11 protein-coding genes are annotated in these 17,511 nt (G+C 61.4%); 4 read left to right on the forward strand and 7 right to left on the reverse strand.

The window, feature by feature from the left end:
* Positions 1 to 281: 281 nt before the first annotated feature.
* The 6 genes from Enr13x_RS15320 to Enr13x_RS15345 form a co-directional block, all read right to left on the reverse strand.
* The gene (locus Enr13x_RS15320; protein WP_145387471.1) at positions 282 to 869 is read right to left on the reverse strand and encodes an NfeD family protein; all 588 of its coding nucleotides are present in this window, start codon (positions 867 to 869) and stop codon (positions 282 to 284) included.
* A gap of 3 nt (positions 870 to 872) precedes the next feature.
* Complete coding sequence (locus Enr13x_RS15325; RefSeq protein WP_145387473.1) at positions 873 to 2,996, reverse strand: NfeD family protein; 2,124 nt, start codon at positions 2,994 to 2,996, stop codon at positions 873 to 875.
* 312 nt (positions 2,997 to 3,308) lie between these two features.
* Positions 3,309 to 4,307, reverse strand: a complete 999-nt coding sequence (locus tag Enr13x_RS15330) for a ParB/RepB/Spo0J family partition protein (RefSeq protein WP_231744313.1) — start codon at positions 4,305 to 4,307, stop codon at positions 3,309 to 3,311.
* On the reverse strand, positions 4,300 to 5,046 hold the full coding sequence (locus Enr13x_RS15335) for a ParA family protein (protein ID WP_145387474.1): 747 nt from the start codon (positions 5,044 to 5,046) through the stop codon (positions 4,300 to 4,302). The genes Enr13x_RS15330 and Enr13x_RS15335 overlap by 8 nt, the downstream gene beginning before the upstream one ends.
* 391 nt (positions 5,047 to 5,437) lie before the next feature.
* Positions 5,438 to 6,784, reverse strand: a complete 1,347-nt coding sequence (ahcY, locus tag Enr13x_RS15340) for an adenosylhomocysteinase (protein WP_145387476.1) — start codon at positions 6,782 to 6,784, stop codon at positions 5,438 to 5,440.
* A gap of 733 nt (positions 6,785 to 7,517) precedes the next feature.
* Entirely contained in the window at positions 7,518 to 8,174 is a 657-nt protein-coding gene (locus Enr13x_RS15345; protein WP_231744314.1) for a phosphoribosylanthranilate isomerase, read from the reverse strand.
* Positions 8,175 to 8,323: 149 nt separating this feature from the next.
* On the opposite strand from Enr13x_RS15345, the gene Enr13x_RS15350 reads away from it, so the two are divergent.
* The 3 genes from Enr13x_RS15350 (at position 8,324) to Enr13x_RS15360 (ending at position 11,794) form a co-directional block, all read left to right on the forward strand.
* Positions 8,324 to 9,103, forward strand: coding sequence for a hypothetical protein (locus Enr13x_RS15350; RefSeq protein ID WP_145387480.1), 780 nt, complete (start codon positions 8,324 to 8,326; stop codon positions 9,101 to 9,103).
* Positions 9,104 to 9,226: 123 nt separating this feature from the next.
* A complete protein-coding gene (locus Enr13x_RS15355; protein ID WP_145387482.1) occupies positions 9,227 to 10,858 on the forward strand; it encodes an ExeA family protein in 1,632 nt (543 codons plus the stop codon).
* Between the two features lie 192 nt (positions 10,859 to 11,050).
* A complete protein-coding gene (locus Enr13x_RS15360; protein ID WP_231744315.1) occupies positions 11,051 to 11,794 on the forward strand; it encodes a polyprenol monophosphomannose synthase in 744 nt (247 codons plus the stop codon).
* 151 nt (positions 11,795 to 11,945) lie between these two features.
* Here Enr13x_RS15360 and Enr13x_RS15365 read toward each other — a convergent pair whose 3' ends face one another.
* On the reverse strand, positions 11,946 to 13,667 hold the full coding sequence (locus tag Enr13x_RS15365; RefSeq protein ID WP_231744316.1) for a S41 family peptidase: 1,722 nt from the start codon (positions 13,665 to 13,667) through the stop codon (positions 11,946 to 11,948).
* A 1,077-nt stretch (positions 13,668 to 14,744) separates the two neighbouring features.
* Here Enr13x_RS15365 and Enr13x_RS15375 point away from each other — a divergent pair.
* Positions 14,745 to 17,486 carry a hypothetical protein gene (locus Enr13x_RS15375; RefSeq protein WP_145387487.1) on the forward strand — a complete coding sequence of 914 codons (2,742 nt, stop codon included), beginning with the start codon at positions 14,745 to 14,747 and terminating at the stop codon, positions 17,484 to 17,486.
* Positions 17,487 to 17,511 lie beyond the last annotated feature (25 nt).

The raw sequence follows: 17,511 nt of genomic DNA on the forward strand, positions 1-17,511 counted from the left end.
GCATTGGGAACCACACCTCTGAAGTCACCCTCCTGGCAGGAGGGTCGAGCGAAGCGAGGGGAGGTCGAACGGTGAATTGCGGTGTTCACTTCACTCTTGATGAGCGACCCCCAAGCAACAACGCAAACCCTCTCCTCGCTACGCTCGACTCTCCCAGGGGGGGAGAGTGACGAAAACCTTTTAATACGAACGACTTTAGAAACGGCCCCTGGCAGCGAAGTTCGGGGCCGTTGGTAGCTGCGGAATGATTCCCAGTCGCAACGAACGTTTCACGCCGCGGACTATTCATCCAACTCGTCCAGATCTAACGATTCCAGCGTGGCCTCGATCGATTCCGTTCGGCGCTCGACGTCGACTTGTTCGGGATCCAGGTCTGACCGCTCGGCAACACGGACTCGCAACTTCCCCGCCACCGCGCTGGTCACCACGATTGCCGTCCCGGCATCGATCGGGCTTCCGTCCGACACCGCGTCGAGCCGTTTGCCGTCGATGACGACCAACCCGCTGGGAAGCAGGTTGGTCTTGGCGACGCCAGAGCGGCCCACCAAGTCTTTCCGTCTCTCGCCACCCCGCAACCGGCTCTCGGTCGGCTCGTCCAGCTGGCCGGGGCGACGATTGAGGATCCGTTTGCCGATCGACGTGTGCGGCCAGTAGCGGATCATCATAACCAGCACCACCGGCGTGGAAACCGCGACCGTGGCCGTGACGGCAAATCCGGCCGTTGCGCTGTGCGTGAACGCGATCACGATCGATGTCGTCGCGGCGATCGCGGCGGCAAAACCGACCATCCCCGCGCTGGGAATGAAAAACTCGCCGACCAGCAGGACGTAAAAGAGTGCTAGCAAAGCAAGGGAGTAAGTCAGGGGCATGGGCTATTCTTCGACGACCACCTTTGCACCTTGCACATCGATCACGGTCACCGGGACCCCTTTGTCGATCATCGACCCGTCGCTGACGACCTGGACGACTTGATCGCCGAAACGGGCTTTGCCGCTGGGCCGCAGCGGCGTCGTGGTTTGACCGGTTTGGTGCAACAACGCACTAAAATCGGCAAGTTTCTCGGCTTCGTGGAGCGCCTCGGCGTCCGGCATTTCCATGATCAGGTGGCGAAACAGCGGCAGATGGGGAAAGAACTGTCGCATCAGCACGAAGCCACCGAAGAGACCCAGCAGGCTTCCCAGGGCTGCCCAAAGCCCCCGCGTGATCACGGCCAGCTGGTAGGAGTTTTGCGGCAGCACAAAGGTTTGGCTCATCAGCACGATCGATGCGATCGTCATGATCAGCCCCCCGATGCCGAAGATTCCGAAACCCGGAATCACAAAAATCTCCAGGGCGATACAGCACAGTCCGAGCATCAGTAAGACCAGTTCCAGCCATTCGGCGGTGCCGGCCAAGTAATTCATCCAGAAGAAAAGTCCGAAGCAGACCATGGCCAGAAAACCGGGGACCCCCATGCCGGGGGCATTCATTTCCGCGGACAAGGCGACGAACCCGACCATCAGCAAAATCATCATCAGACCTTGGCTGCGTCCGAGTCGTTCGACGAATCGAACCAGGCCACGATCGGAAACCGGTTTGGGCACCGAGTCCATTCCGCTGCGACGGGCGACGTCGTCCAGCGAATCGCTGCGCCCGTCGGCCAACCCCAGCTCGATGGCCTGGTCGGCCGTCAGTCCTTCTTTCATTTCGATTCGATCGCCCTTTTCCCAACGATCGCGTTCCAAGTCGGGATCGTCGGCTTGGGAAACCAGGTCGGCCGGCGTGGTGTATTTGACTCTGCCGGTTTTTTTATGGGTGTACCGATAGACTTCCAGGTCACTGCACAGCAGGCCGCGGATCAACCCCACGGGGCGTTTGGTGGCTCGGGCGATGGACTCGATCAGTTCGTCATGATTGTCCAGGTCCGTCAGCGAAATTTCATCGGCGCCGGTCCCACCCAGGACCGCATCGGGGGTCATGTACAGTGGCTTGCAAGCCACCGCCAGCAGCGCGCTGTCGCTGCGAGCTTCCTGGCTGACAAGCCCGACGACGGTTCGCAGCGGCGGCTCGGGCATCGCGAACGAACTGGCCAGACTGGCGCTTTGGTCCAGGTCGCCGCCGATCGAATCGAGTGCGATCAGCCAGGTGTTGATCGAGCCCTCGGCCAGCGATCCGTTCAGATTGCTTTGCCAGCGCCGCACGCGACTGCGCGAAATCGAGCCGGTGATTTCCAGCAGCACGCCCCCGGTGACTCCTCCGATGGCGTCCGATTCGACGGGGATGACTTGCGCCAGGTCTAGCACTTCGGCGGCTTCTTCGAGTGTCTCGACGATGCCGGCGGCGATCCGGGCGGACCGCAATTGATCCGCCGAGACGGTGGCCGGCACGCCCGCCGCACTCCACACTTCTTCTTCCAACACCTCGCCTGTTTCACGTAGTTTCACGAGTTCTTCGCCCCCGGCGAAGGATTTTCCGCCGCCGACGTTGCTGACCCAAGCCAGTTCGACGTCGGGATCGATCAGCGCGGCCACGACCGGTTTTGGAAACAGGCCGCGGCGGGCGGCGATACTTTGATAGGCCAGGACGACGGTTTCATCCCGTTCGCTCTCGCCGGCGGAGGCATCGATCAGCTGGGCGCCCGAGGACAGCAAGATGGAGTCGGACGCCAGGATCGGGAGCAGCGAATGACCGGTCACGCTGCCTTGGACAAACGAGATGATTCGCAGGGATCGGAGTCGATCGCCGGTGACCGCTCGGGCGACCTTGAGCGAGTCTTCAAAGGAGGTCGCTTCGCCTCCCGAGGACTCCGCGCCGTAGCGGAGCACGACGTCCAGCCGTCCGTCTTGCGGCGCCGATTTTGCCAATCGCTCCAGCTGTCCGATCAGCGCCGCCGCCGATTGGCCGCCCAGCGGCACGGGCACGTCCACCACGTATCCATTTTCGGCGTCGGCCGAAAAAACCGGCGAAACGCACGCTAGTGCCAGAAAGACAAACGAAAACCACGCTCGTAAGGTCACGACACCCACTCCAAAGACGACAGAAACGACGCACGAATGATTATAGGGCACGATTGCCCCAAGACGAGGTCGCTATCGGTCGCGGAGAGGGCTTTGCCGGCTTGCCGCAGAAAAAGTCGTCAGGACTCTTGGCGATTCACTCTGCCGGCTGCGGGGCGTGCAGTTTGAAAGTCACCCTCCTGGCAGGAGGGTCGAGCGAAGCGAGGTGAGGTCAACGACTTTAAAACTGCACGACCTCGGTGCAGCAGGGGCGGGCGAAGCGAGTGGCGGGCAGACCGGGTGGCCGTCGTCTCAGTACGTCGCGGCAACGCCCTAACCGGCCACGCGGAGCTGGGGGCGAGATTCCGCGGTCAGCATGGTGCGGATCCGCTCGAATTCTTCTCCATCGCTGAAGTGGATGGTGATTTTACCGCGGCCACGGGCGCTGCTCTTGATTTCGACTTTGGTGCCAAACACCATTCGGAACTCCTGCTGCATCGCTTCGATGTGGGGCGAGGTTTGGCGTCGTTTTTGCCGCGTCGCGTTGGTGACTTTGCGTCCGGTCTCCTGATCCTCCTCGGCCTTCAGCATTTCCGCCACCAGACTTTCGGTGGCGCGGACACTGATCCGCTCGTCCATGATCTTGTTCGCGGTCGTGATCTGGACCTGCTCGTCGCCGATCGGCAACAGGGCACGTGCGTGTCCGGCGGTGATCTTGCCGGCTTGCAACAGGTCCAGCACGCTTTCGGGCAATTCGAGCAGCCGCATCAGGTTGGCGATCGTGCTGCGGTCGATGCTCAGCCGCCGCGCCAGGTCATCCTGTTTGCATTTGTGCTCGTCGATGTAGCGTTTGAAGGAGAGTGCTTTTTCGATCGGGTTGAGGTCCTTGCGTTGCAAGTTCTCGATGATGGCCAATTCGGCGACCAGGCGATCATCGGCTTCGCGAACCTCCGCACGAATCGTGTCCATGCCGGCATGGATCGTCGCCCGCAATCGCCGTTCGCCGCTGATCAGCTGGTAGCGTCCGTCGACGATGCGAACCAGGATCGGTTGCAGCTGTTGATGGCTTTTGATGCTCTCGGCCAGCGACGCGATTTCATCGGGATTGAATTCGCGTCGGGGCTGGAAGGGGTTGTTCTCGATCTCGTTGACCGGCAACGACAGCGTTTGGACGCCGGCTGAATCGCCGCTGCGAGACTGGCCTCGCGGAGACTGACCTCGCGGAGACTCGCCTTCGGAGAGCATGCCCTCCTCGTCCATCGGGCTGCCGAGCAATGCGGCCAACCCCTTTCCCAAGCGACGATCTTTTGTCCCGGCAGATGAACTAGTCACGCTGTAGCACCTCCATGCACAACTGCGTATAAGCGAACGCGCCGCGGGATCGCGGGGCGTAGTGGAAAACACTTTTGCCGTGACTGGGGGCTTCGCTGAGCGAAACGTCCCGGGGCACGACGGATTCAAAGACGATATCACCGAAAAACTCGCGGACCTCCTGGTCCACTTCGCGAGTCAGTTCCAGGCCGGGATCGTACATGGTCAGCAGGATCCCGCCAAAGGTCAGTCTGCCGTCGGTGGCGACAATGACCTTGCGAATGGTTTTGATCAGCTGGGTCAGCCCTTCCATGGCGAAGTACTCGCATTGGATCGGTATCAACACTTCGGTGCTGGCCGCCAGAGCCGTTTGCGTCAGCTCGCCGACGCTGGGCGGGCAATCGATCAAGACATAGTCGTACTCGTCCAGCACGCTGTCCAGGTGCTTGCGGACCCGCATCGATTGCTGGTCGTCCGAGGTCGCCAACAGGTCGATGTCCTGGAACGTGCGGCTGCCCGGCAGCAGCGAGAGCTTGGCCTGGCCGGTCGGCACGATCGATTCGGCGATCGAGACGTCGCTGACCAAGGCGTGTCCGTTGGTCGGCTCCTGGCCCAGCGAGCTGGTCGCGTTGCACTGCGGGTCCATGTCCAGCAACAGGCAGGATTGTTCGGCAATCGAAAGCGCCGCAGCCAGATTCACGGCGGTCGTCGTTTTACCGACCCCGCCTTTCTGGTTCACAACGCAAAGGATTCGTCCCACGGCCCAAGTTCCCAAAAGAAACAGTTTCGAACCGAACAGCGGTTCTCGTTTCGCGGGAAACTAGGCAATGTCACTCTGGTGAAACAAGGTCGGTTTCACAAGAAACTGGGCTTGACGCGGGAAGTTGGGATGGGAGGAGGGAGAGTGGAGTTCCGAGTCCTGAGTCCTGAGTCCTGAGTCCTGGGTCCTGAGTACCGACAACGACCCCAGCGACGTGACCGCGACCCGGGAAGAAAAGCCCACGCCCTCCGCCTGGATTCGCTGGCGCTGATCCCGTTCGACCCGAATCGCTTTCGAACGAGGATCCGGCGGCGCAAAAAAAAACTCGCTGCGGGGCGAATCCCCGCAGCGAGTCAACTTGAAACTTGGAACGATCAACTTGGAACTTGCGTTAGTACCGGTAGTGATCCGGTTTGAACGGGCCGTCGACCTCGACGCCCATGTACTCGGCTTGTTCTTTGGACAGCCGGGTCAGTTTGACGCCCAGTTGATCGAGGTGCAGTCGGGCGACTTCCTCGTCCAGCTTCTTGGGCAGCATGTGGACGGCGACGCTGTAGGACTTGCTGTCCTTGCTGCCCCACAGTTCCATCTGTGCGAGCACCTGGTTGGTGAAGGACGTGCTCATCACAAAGCTGGGGTGGCCGGTGGCGCAGCCCAGGTTCACCAGGCGGCCCTTGGCCAGAATGATCACGCTGCGACCGGTGTCCTTGAACGTGTAGCGATCGACCGCACCGATGTCGGCCGGCTTGATCTCGTCCTTGGTCGCCCGGCCCTGCTCGACTTCGTTCTCCAACCACGCCACGTCGATTTCGGTATCGAAGTGGCCGATGTTGCAGCAGATCGCGTCTTCGGGCATCTGCTTCATGTGCTCGCCCAAGATGATGTCTTTGTTGCCCGTCGTGGTGACATAGAGTCGGCCTTCTTTGCAGGCGTTTTCCATGGTGGTCACTTCGAAGCCTTCCATCGCGGCTTGCAGCGCGTTGATCGGATCGATCTCGGTCACCAGCACGCGACAGCCGTAGCGTTGCAGGCTGTGGGCACATCCTTTTCCGACGTCGCCGTAGCCGCAGACCACGGCGACCTTTCCGGCCAGCATCACGTCGGTGGCTCGTTTGACGCCGTCGGCCAGCGACTCGCGGCAGCCGTACAGGTTGTCGAACTTGCTCTTGGTCGCACTGTCGTTGACGTTGATCGCCGGGACCTGCAACTTGCCGGATCGATTGAGGACTTCCAGGCGGTGGATGCCGGCCGTCGTTTCTTCGCTGATGCCGTAAATGTCATCGAGCAACTCGGGGAACCGGTCGTGAACCATCGCGGTCAAATCGCCGCCATCGTCCAGGATCATGTTCAGCTTGCCGCCCGAGGGGAACGACAACGTCTGCTCGATGCACCAGTCGAATTCTTCTTCCGTCATCCCTTTCCAGGCGTAGACGGGGACGCCGGCGGCGGCGATCGCGGCGGCCGCGTGGTCTTGGGTGCTGAAGATATTGCAGCTGCTCCAAGTCACCTCGGCGCCGAGCTCGATCAGCGTCTCGATCAAGACCGCCGTCTGAATCGTCATGTGCAGGCAGCCAGCGATGCGGGCGCCTGCGAGTGGTTTTTCTTTGCCGTACTTCTTGCGCAGCGCCATCAGGCCCGGCATTTCGGTTTCGGCCAAATTGATCTCTTTGCGACCGTACTCGGCCAACGAGATGTCCTTGACCTTGTAAGGCAATCGTTCGGTATCGACTTGCGACACGGGTAAACTCCTAAAGTGTGGTGAATCAAATTCACTCACGTATGAGGGGCTACGAACCTACCACAGGGACTCCCGCTGGCACGCGCTCCCCGAACGCGATTGCAAACCGTCTTCGAACCATCGAAAACGGTTGAATCGAGCGCCGGCACCTGCCGGACCATTCAACTCGATTGAACCGCGTAGTTTAGCGAGGGATCGTTTTTTGGGCACCGGGCCTGGTGAAAAAGAACCCGAAAAGCCCCTGGTGGTGGACCGACGCGTGAGCGAGGGGCGTCGCGTGGCAGGCCTCTGTGGCCTGGAGTACCAGAGGGCTCGCGGCCTGCCGGCAACAGCAACCATCCCGTTTGTGTCCACCGAGAGCGTCCGCGATTCCAGTATCCCGGAGGGATTTCAGCAATTAGCCGGAGGTCAGCGCAGCGCCACCTCCGGGATACGGATTGCCGAATCCCCTCGACCCCGGACGGGGTCGCAGCGAATCGATCCGCCGGCGGTGCCCCAGATCGCCTTGCTGATAGAGGTGATCGTTCACACAAGGCAGCAAGCCGGGATACAAGGTTCGAACCCCATTTGCTTCGACACCCTCCGGGGTCGCGTCACGCCTGTTGACGGATTTCCGGAGGTGTCGCTGCGCTCACCTCCGGCTACCGGCTTTGACCCCGTCGGGGTCATGCTCGCATTTTCTTTATTTCGGAGGAATTTCAGCGGGTAGCGCCGTCGGGATCTGTCATCGCCGTCACCCCGTTGCCGCGGCGATGAAGGCCCGGATCCGGGATTCGTCCTTGACGCCTCGCGGGCATTCCACGCCGCTGGCGGTGTCCACCGAGACGGCGCCGGTGGCCTCGATCGCCCGCCGGACGTTCTCCGGTTTCAAACCGCCCGCGAGCGTCCAGCCGACCGACCGATGCCCTTGGGCCCAGGCCGCCACCGAGGGCCAGTCCAACGTCTTGCCGCTGCCTCCATGGGCCGACCCGGCATCCACATCCAACAGCAAGTGGCATCCGGCCGCGACCCATGCGGCCGACCGCTCCTGCATCAACGCCGCAGCAAACCCGCCCCGAGGCAACTTGATGGCTCGCAGCACAGGCCACCCCATCGAGCGCAGCGACTCGGCCGACTCGATCGGTTCGTCCCCGTGCAGTTGAATCGCGTCCAGTCCCACGGTCGCCGCGATGGCGGCCATGCGTTCGGCGGATTCATTGACGAACACGCCGACACGCAACAACCCCAGCTCGTTGGCCAGCCGAGACAGCCGCCCCGTCGCCGGGGACTGTGGATCGACGTAGCGAACACTGTTGGGGAAAAAGTTCAACCCGATCGCGTCGCCGCCCGATCGTTCGACCGCACGCATGTCGCTCTCCAGTCGAACGCCGCAGATTTTTGTACGAAACACTTTGCTACCCGAGTGATCCATTCAATCCAGACAAACTGCATCAATTCCGCTGGCCGCTCCAACGGGTGATGTCGATAACCCGAAAACATCGAGCTCCATCGGCGGAGCCCTCTTCTTTTTCGCGAACAGACCTCGGAGCCATCCCAGCGATGAGAGATCGATCCAACATCGTCGACCTGGCACTCGCCTTTGCCGCCACGTTCGTCATCACCTTGGCCGTCTGGCCCCGCGATGCACCGCGGCAAATCGTTCGATGCCAGCTGAGCGACCAAGGCTGGAAAACCTACAGCATCGCGATCGACGATCCTAGTCTGGATGAGCTGAAACGAAAGGTCCGCACCTGGAGCATGCCCGAGTCGCATCCCGAATACGTGACCGCGAAATGGCAAAAAGAAGTTGCCGAATTCTATGAGAAGAGCCGACCGTCGCGCGGGAAAAACGATTCGGTCCCCCGCCCGGTCAAGCGTCAGACGCGACGACCGATGACGGCGACGATTTCAGACACGGTGACGACGGCTTCGTACGAAATGGAAATCGGCGACCCGGCCGAAACGATTCAACAGGCCGCCTATGCCGAACCGCTCGACCCGATCACCGACCAGCCCGAGACGAGTCCGGTCGACACGAATTATTGGTCGACGGTGAAAGCGTCAGCCGTCGCGTCGATGGAAGCCGTCAAAGCGCGCAGCGCGAACGTCCCGGTGGTGTTCGAAAAAGTCACGCCGGCCAGTTGGCCTCAGTTGGCGTTTCACTTCGCCTTCCTGCTCGGAATCGCGGCGGCCTGCGGTTACATGCACTGGCTCCGGCACGCCCCGTTGCGCGACGGCACCTCGTTCGGCGAGCAACCGATCGGCGTTCTGGCACGCATCGGAACGTTTTGCGGCGCGATCGTCGTGGCGATGCTCAGCGCCGTCGCCGTCTGGGTCTGATGCCTCTGGGCGGAATGCCCAGATAGTTCTCACGTTGGCGTTAGATTCTGCCGATTATTCCGATTGGAGGGATCGCTTTCGCCAAGCCGTCCCCACAGCCACAAGCCTCTCGGACACGATCGAATGATGAAAAACTTCGAGCACGATTTCGTTTTGCCTCCCTTCCCGGGTTTTCCGTCCGCCAGTCGATTCGTCCCCGTCGGGCCGGTGCTGGAGACATTTTCACGCGTTTCACGCAGCGTCCTGGCGCGTGAAGCGATCTCGTTGGTGATCGGACCGCCGGGCACCGGCAAGTCGCTGGTCTGTGCCTTGTTGGCCAAAGAATTTGCGACGACCCATGACGTCGTCGCTCTCGGGGAAACGCCGATCGCCGATGACACCGCGTTCTACCGGTTCTTGTTGCACCGTCTCGGCGTGCCCTTGGAAACCGGCAAACGCGACGATTTCGAGTTGATGATCCACGACCGTCTGTGCGGCCCCGATGCAAAACCACACGGGGCGCTGTTGGTCATCGACGAAGCCGCCTCGCTGTCGGCCGACGTGTTGGAAGCGATTCGACGCCTGACCAATCTGATGCGCGACGGACAACCGATGGTCAGCGCCGTCGTCGCCGGTGGCGTCAAGCTGGATGAAACGCTGACGGCACCCTCGCTGGAACCGTTCGTGCAACGCGTGACCGCGCGCTGTTATCTGCACCCGCTCAACGCCGACGAAACGCGACGGTACATCCGCCAATCGATCGAAGTTTGCGACGCGTCGTCCGATGACACCATCGCCGACAAAGCGATCTCCGCCATCTACCATGCCACCAGCGGCGTTCCCCGGTTGATCAACCAATTGATGACCGAAGCGATCGATTGCGCCGCCGAGTTGGGCGAGAGCGTGATCGATGAACACACCGTCGACAAGGCCTGGGCGAGCTTGCAGCAACTGCCCAGCCCGATGATCGAAGAACCCCGCCTGCAACCGGAAAGCTCGGTCGTCGAGTTCGGGCAGCTGAGCGATCCGGACGTCGACACCGACGCCGACGCCAGCCCGCGGATCGAGGCGCCGCAGCTCGAGCCGGCCGAAGAAACGTTGGCGGCCGCCGAAGAGCTTGTCGCCGAACAAGAGGAAGCGATCGAATCCGAAGCGGCCGATGCCGCCGTCTCCGCCGTCCCCGATCCGATTTCCCTGTTCGGTGAATTTGAGGACGAGGAAAATATCGAAGTCGGTGTCGCACAGGTCAAAGCGAAGCCGAACGAGCCGTCCGAAGTCGACTTGGAAACGATGCTGCATTCCCAAATCGTCGGCCTCAGCCAATTTGTTTCCGAGAACACCGCATCCCGGTATTCCGAATACGATTCTCTGGCTGTGTTCGAAGAACCCGGGATGATCCAGGACTCGGTCGCCGACGAGTCGCGGAAGGAGTCGCTGGAAGACTCACTGGAAGCATCACTGAGCGGGCCGTCGGACGGGTGGGTGGACGAACCGGTCGCCGAGGCGGCGGACGAACCGGTCGCCGAAGCCGGCAAAGATTTACCCAGCGTGGTCTGGTACGACGAACCCGCCCAGGCCGACGATGCACAGGGTTCCGCCGGTCAAGACGACACCGATCTGCTGTGGATCACCGAAGACATCGACGTGGACCGCAAAATCATCAAGCCGGCTTCTGCGGGCGGCTCGCATCGCATCGACCAGCCGTCCGAGCACGACGCGCCCAAGTTGACCGTCGACTACCGCGAAATGCTCGAAAAAATGCGAAACCAAGCCTGAGGCTTTGTGCCGGCAACGTCCGCAGACGCGGCGAGGGAGGCACGAGAGACCGTCGTGGGGTTCCCCACCGGTTGCCCTGCTAATCCGGCGATCTTGCACTCCCTTCGCCGCAAACCCTTGCCAGACCAACGCGGTGGTTTTAATCTGCAATGAGTCCACCCGTCCCCGGTTTTTTTCCCCTCGCTACGCGTCTTGGACGACTCCACGAACAGCCGATCGATTCCGAGCGACCTTTTGATCGCGATTTGCACCTATCAGGAATCACAGAATATCCAGGCGATGCTGGTCGGCTTGCGGCGTGCCTTCCCGGACGCCTGTCTGATGGTGGTCGACGATAATTCACCCGACGGCACGGCCGATCTGGTCCGCGAAGCCCAGCGGTCGGACCCTCGGATTGAGTTGATCGTCCGACGCGACAAACGGGGATTGGGGTCGGCCATCGTCGATGCGATGAAGTACGCCGTGGCTCGGGGCTATCGTTTTTTTGTCAATCTGGACGCGGATCAAAGTCATGACCCGGCCCAGTTGCCCAGTCTGGTCGAACGGGCGCGATCCGACGCGGACGTCGACGTCGTCATCGGATCACGCTACGTGCCCGGCGGCAAGATCGTCGGTTGGCCGCTGCGGCGGCGAATGATGAGCAAACTGGTCAACCGATTTGCGACGGCGTTTCTGAAATTGCCGGTCAAGGACTGTAGCGGTTCGATGCGTTGTTATCGCACCTCGGCGCTCGATGCGGTCGACTTGAATTCGCTCCAGTGCACCGGCTATGCCGTGCTGGAAGAGTTGCTGGTGAAATTTCATCGTGACGGACGCAAGATGTCCGAAGTCCCGATCACGTTCACCGAACGAGAGCTCGGCCATAGCAAATTGACCTTGGCCGAAGCCGTCCGCTCGGTTCGCTTCATGTTGCGGTTGGCCATGACACTGCGCTAAAGCGACCGATGTGGGAGAGGCTTCCAGCCTGTCGTCGGGGCGAGCCCTGCGGACGACGGCCCGGAAGGGCCGTCGTACTCCTGAAAAGCCGTCGCCTAAACCGGGGCGGTTCCTCAAGCCTCGACACCAACGTGTGCAGGAATAGACCGGATCAAGGTGTCCGCTGGCTGATCAGATTGTTGCCCGACGACAGCTTTGCGATGGCTTCTTGAAGCACCAGGTCTTCGTGGTCCGACGTCACTTGGCCGTGATCGTTGGGACGTGCGGCGATATACGGAGACTCGATCTTCACATCGGGCATCACGCCGTTCTGGCTGATCGCGGTCCCCTTGGGCGAATAGAATTTTGCGGTCGTCAGACACAGCCCGAATTTCGCGGTTTGCATCCTGAAGATCCCTTGGACGCTGCCCTTGCCGTAACTCCGTTCGCCGATCAGGATCCCGCGTCGACTGTCCGAGATCGCTCCGGCAAAAATCTCGCTGGCGCTGGCACTGTCGGAATCAATCAAGACGGCCAGGGGAACGTCCCAGGTGTTGGGGCGGTGTGCGACGTAGTCAAAGTTTTCGCGTGAGTTGCGTCCCCGGGTCGTCACAATCCGCCCGTTGCTTAGGAATCGATCGGCGACTTCGACCGCGGCCGACAGCAGGCCGCCGGGGTTGCCGCGGACGTCCAGCACCAACGCCCGCATGCCTTGGCGATGCAAGCTCCAAAGGGCACGCTCGATGTCGCGCGTGGTCGTCTTTTGGAAATTGGTCAGACGCAGGTAACCGATCCGGGTGGCCGGGTCGACGATGTGGACGTTCTCCACGCAGGGCACCTCGACGCGACGCCGCTGGATTCTCAGGTCGCGGCGTCCGCCCTGTTGATCTTGCATGGTGATCGAAACATAGGTGTGTTCCGGGCCTCGCAGCAGGTCGGCGGCGATTTCGGGATCGGACAGATGGGTTTCCGCCTGTTCGACCCGCACGATTCGCTCGCCCGGTTGCAATCCCGCTTCTTCGGCCGGGCCGCCCGGAATCACCGACAAGATTTTTAGCGAGTTTTCATCCGTTTCCAACTCGATCCCCAAACCGACAAAGTTGCCTTCGATGTTCGAAAACATGTCGTCTAACTGGTCGCCGGACAACAGACGCGTGTAGGGGTCGAGCGTTGAGATCGCACCACTGACGTATTCCAGCACCACGGTCGTCGGGTTGATCCCGATGTCCTGGCGGGCGACATCAGCGACAAAGGCCACGGTCGCCCGCAGATCGAATCGGTTGGTCGAAGGCCGATCGGCGATCCGGCGATGGATCGTTTGCTGAAACTCGTGCAGCATCCCCAGGTCTTTGCCCGGCAATGCGTCTTGAACAAATCGTTCTTCGGTCAACGCGATCTCCAGAGCCGCCGTTCCGTGCAACAGGACTCGCGACCAGTCGACCGTTTCGACGTAATGCGTGTCCAAATTCGCCAAGACCTCGGAATACAGGTCCAACGCTTGCGAGACGCTCATCGAATGCGCCGACGCGACAAAACTCTTGTCCGTGTAGCGGCGATTGACGTCGTAGTGCAATCGGCTGATCACCAACCGCTGATAGATGTGTCGCGAATCGGGGAACTCGCGCGACGCCTGTTCATAGTGGCGGACCGCTTCGATCCATCGTCGCTCCTGCTCCAACGACGCGCCGCGGGCGATCGTGCGACTCAGCTCATCTTGCCCGATCGCTTCGGCCGCAGGGTCGGCGGCCAATGGCTGCTGTGCCGTTGCCGTCAGCCCGCTTTGGACCAACAGTGCAAACAGGCAAAGCAGTGTCAGCGTCGACGTCCACTTGCCGGCCGGACTGGATGGTCGACAGACCGGTTGCGACTGAAAAACCCGTGCAATGATTGGCATACCGATTCGGCCCATGGGGTGTCTTCAGGAGGGGAGGGAAGGACGACAGCGTCGCCGGGAGGGGGCGATCTGTCAAACGGCCGCGTCAGACACCCACAGCGGGCGGCCACGCGAATATAGGACACAAAAGATGCCCGGTCAAAAAACCGTCGGATGGGTAACCGAACCAGGCGTTTTGATCGCTACGCATTCACACGAAGCGTTCGGTTTAAGCCGGTCGGTCAAGTTGCGACGAAAAGAAATCATCCGATTGATCTCGATTTTGTCGCGGCCCATCGTGCGTTCCCTACGCAGAAAGCAACTCAGTCGCTGCCATGGCCTCAGATTCCTTTAGCCGCACTTCAAGGCGGCAACTCAACGATAGGCAATGTCCCCTTCGAAGTCAAAAACGGGGGTTGGGTTTTAAGTTTTAAGTTTTAAGTTCCAAGTTCCAAGTTCCAAGTTCCAAGTTCCAAGTTCCAAGTTCCAAGTTCCAAGTTCCAAGTTCCAAGTCAGTTGGCAGTTGGCAGAAAAATGAGGCGCAGGCAAATGAGGGGGAAAGGGGGAATAGACAAGAGCATGGGTGACAGGGAAATTTCCGGCGAGTTTCCTGAAACCTGAAACCTGAAACCTGAAACCTGAAACCTGAAACCTGAAACCTCTCTCCGTCGTTTTCCGTCCAGCACGTCCCACCGGCACAATCGGATGCGGTCACGTGAATCTCATTCTTTTGCCAGTCACAACAGGGGCCCCAGAACGCAAACCTTCCGATAGTGGCTTATGTCGCCAAGCGGCTATGCTTCCCCGTCGCTGACTCGGACGACTCCTGCTTCGGCAGGCCTCATGAACACGGTTCACCGCGAACCACTTCCCGCCCAACCACACCCCGTTTCATTCAGGAAAGGACTCCTAGTTAAACGCGATCGCGATTCGGTCAGTATCCTTCACCCGAAGGATGGCAATGCAGTAGGGATGGAACGTGTCTCTTCCAGACGCGACTAGTGCTTGCCCCCACACCTGATCGATCCCCCGCCTATCGCCATTGGAATTCCCAGATCCAGTACGGATGGAGTCCTTCTTAGGAAGGAGCAAGTCACGATGACAATATCTCGATCGATACGAAAACGGCTTCGCCGATACGCGCTGCTCTGTTTGGTCACCGCCTCGACCGCCGGCTTTCTCGAAACCACACCGACCTCGATCGCCGAGGACACGCACGACAGCGGCGACCTACGCGTCTGGGTCGAAGACCTCTCGCGAAGCTCCTTCAGCCAAGAATCGGTTGCGATTCGAAAATCGGCGTCTCAACCTCCGACACCCCAGTTCTTGACGGTCTCCGCCGAAGACCAATTGACGATCGACACGTGCAATTTCGACACCTGGCTTGCGGGCATCCTGCCGCCTTCTGGAAACAATCCATCGCCATCTGATAGCGAGCCGGCGAAGGCCCCGAACGACGCCGAACCCCCTGCGTCCGATCTCGTCAAATCCAACGCCTCGCGGACGTCCAGCCAGTTCAATTCAACGCTCGCAACGATCGCCGCTGCGGCATCCGCGGGAAACCCCATCCCGCTCAGCCAGTGGACCGAACCGTTCGCCATGATCGGTCCCGATGGCAGTCACACGCCGCAAGAAATCAAGGCGTTTCAGGCATGGTTTGACAACGGGAAAGCCTTCGTCGCCGGCCTCGGCAACGGAGACTTCAACGGGTTCATTCCCGTCGTCGATTTCGATGGCGAAGTCGCCGGCCCGCCCACCGACTCGCTCGCGGTGCTGGACAGCCAACCCGCCCGGCCGCTGACCGACGCCCGGCCGCAGACTGTCGCCCGGCCGCTGATCGGCAGCTCCCCCGTCATTGCGACCATCGAAGAAGCCTATCAGCCGTATGACTTGGCCGCCGAAGACTTGGCCGCGGCATCGGGGCGAAGCGAAAGCGGTGCCAGCGATCCCGAAGACACAGCGGCGGCGGACAAACCCCAAGACCGTCAGATCGTGTGGACCGACGGGCTGTTCTCTCCGTCACTGCAACCCTTCTGCATCCACTCACTGGATTTGATGCGAAAGCCCGGTTGGAGTCCGCTCGCACAGAAGACAATCCCTTCGTTCCAACGCGTTGAGCTGCCAACCGAAGAAGCCGCGGTCGCAGAAGTCGAGCAGTCCGAGCCACCGGCAGAAGCGGAAACGCTCGTCGCGGAAGCCGCCGTCGAAGCACCGGCGGTCGCCGAGCCGATGCAAGAAGAAGTGGTCGCGGACGTCGAGCCAGCCGAACCGCCGGTCGAAGCGGAAACGCTCGTCGCCGACGCCGCCGTCGAAGCACCGGCGGTCGCCGAGCCGATGCAAGAAGAAGTGGTCGCGGACGTCGAGCCAGCCGAACCGCCGGTCGAAGCGGAAACGCTCGTCGCCGAAGCCGCCGTCGAAGCACCGGTGGCCGCCGAGCCGATGCAAGAGGAAGTGGTCGCGGACGTCGAGCCAGCCGAACCGCCGGTCGAAGCGGAAACGCTCGTCGCCGAAGCCGCTGTCGAAGCACCGGCGGCCGACGAGCCGATGCAAGAAGAAGTGGTCGCGGACGTCGAGCCAGCCGAACCGCCGGTCGAAGCGGAAACGCTCGTCGCCGACGCCGCGGTTGAAGCACCGGCGGCCGCCGAGCCGATGCAAGAAGAAGTGGTCGCGGACGTCGAGCCAGCCGAACCGCCGGTCGAAGCGGAAACGCTCGTCGCCGACGCCGCGGTTGAAGCACCGGCGGCCGCCGAGCCGATGCAGGAAGAAGTGGTCGCGGAAGTCGAGCAGCCCGAGCCGCCGGTTGAAGCGGAAACGCTCGTCGCCGACGCCGCGGTCGAAGCACCGGCGGTCGCCGAGCCGGTGCAAGAGGAAGTGGTCGCGGAAGTCGAACACTCCGAGCCGCCGGTTGAAGCGGAAACGCTCGTCGCCGACGCCGCGGTCGAAGCACCGGCGGCCGCCGAGCCGGTGCAAGAGGAAGTGGTCGCAGAAGTCGAGCAGCCCGAGTCGCCGGTTGAAGCCGAGACGCTCGTCGCCGACGCCGCGGTCGAAGCACCGGCGGCCGCCGAGCCGATGCAAGAGGAAGTGGTCGCAGAAGTCGAGCAGCCCGAGCCGCCGGTTGAAGCCGAGACGCTCGTCGCCGACGCCGCGGTCGAAGTACCGGCGGCCGCCGAGCCGATGCAAGAAGAAGTGATCGCAGAAGTCGAGCAGCCCGAGTCGCCGGTTGAAGCCGAGACGCTCGTCGCCGACGCCGCGATCGAAGCACCGGTGGCCGCCGAGCCGATGCAAGAAGAAGTGATCGCAGAAGTCGAGCAAGCCGAGCCACCGGCTGAGTCGATGGAGTTGGTTGCCGCCAATCCCTCTCTTCCCCAAGGAGAGGTGATGGTGGAGGAAGTGCCCGCGTGTGTCGGGTCTCCGGATTGTTTGTTGGAAGATGTGATGTGGCAGGTCAGTGTTGCGATGGAAGACGCAAACGTGGCTGACCAATGGCTCCGCCCCAAGCGGGTCGGGAAACGATTGGCATCGCTGGTGGTGGGCGGTGACCGAGTGGCGTCGCGGGTGGCTGGCGAACTGGCCCTGGTATGGCCGGCTAACGCACAACCCGCGAAACCGATCCCCGGCAGTGGAGCTAAGTTGTTGGCGCGAGCCGAGGCCGCTGAGCAGTTACCGGCGGAGGGCACGGCGAAGCCCTTCACGCCAGAACAGCTCGCCCAGGCAGACGCCATGTTCAGGCAGTGGGTCGGCGTGGCCCAAAGTGTTTTGGATGATCTTTCCGATCGCCTAAACGACGTGACTGAGGTTGCCCTTCATCGTGGAACTCAGGACGACTCGGAACGGCGATAAACGAAGACGTCAAGAACGCTTTCGG

It is taken from the genome of Stieleria neptunia, from assembly GCF_007754155.1.
Taxonomy (GTDB): domain Bacteria; phylum Planctomycetota; class Planctomycetia; order Pirellulales; family Pirellulaceae; genus Stieleria; species Stieleria neptunia.

Coding starts and splice junctions, on each gene's coding strand:
- Enr13x_RS15375 (WP_145387487.1), top strand. CDS start 14,745: ATGACAATATCTCGATCGATACGAAAACGGCTTCGCCGATACGCGCTG.
- Enr13x_RS15350 (WP_145387480.1), top strand. CDS start 8,324: ATGAGAGATCGATCCAACATCGTCGACCTGGCACTCGCCTTTGCCGCC.
- Enr13x_RS15355 (WP_145387482.1), top strand. CDS start 9,227: ATGATGAAAAACTTCGAGCACGATTTCGTTTTGCCTCCCTTCCCGGGT.
- Enr13x_RS15320 (WP_145387471.1), bottom strand. CDS start 869: ATGCCCCTGACTTACTCCCTTGCTTTGCTAGCACTCTTTTACGTCCTG.
- Enr13x_RS15365 (WP_231744316.1), bottom strand. CDS start 13,667: ATGCCAATCATTGCACGGGTTTTTCAGTCGCAACCGGTCTGTCGACCA.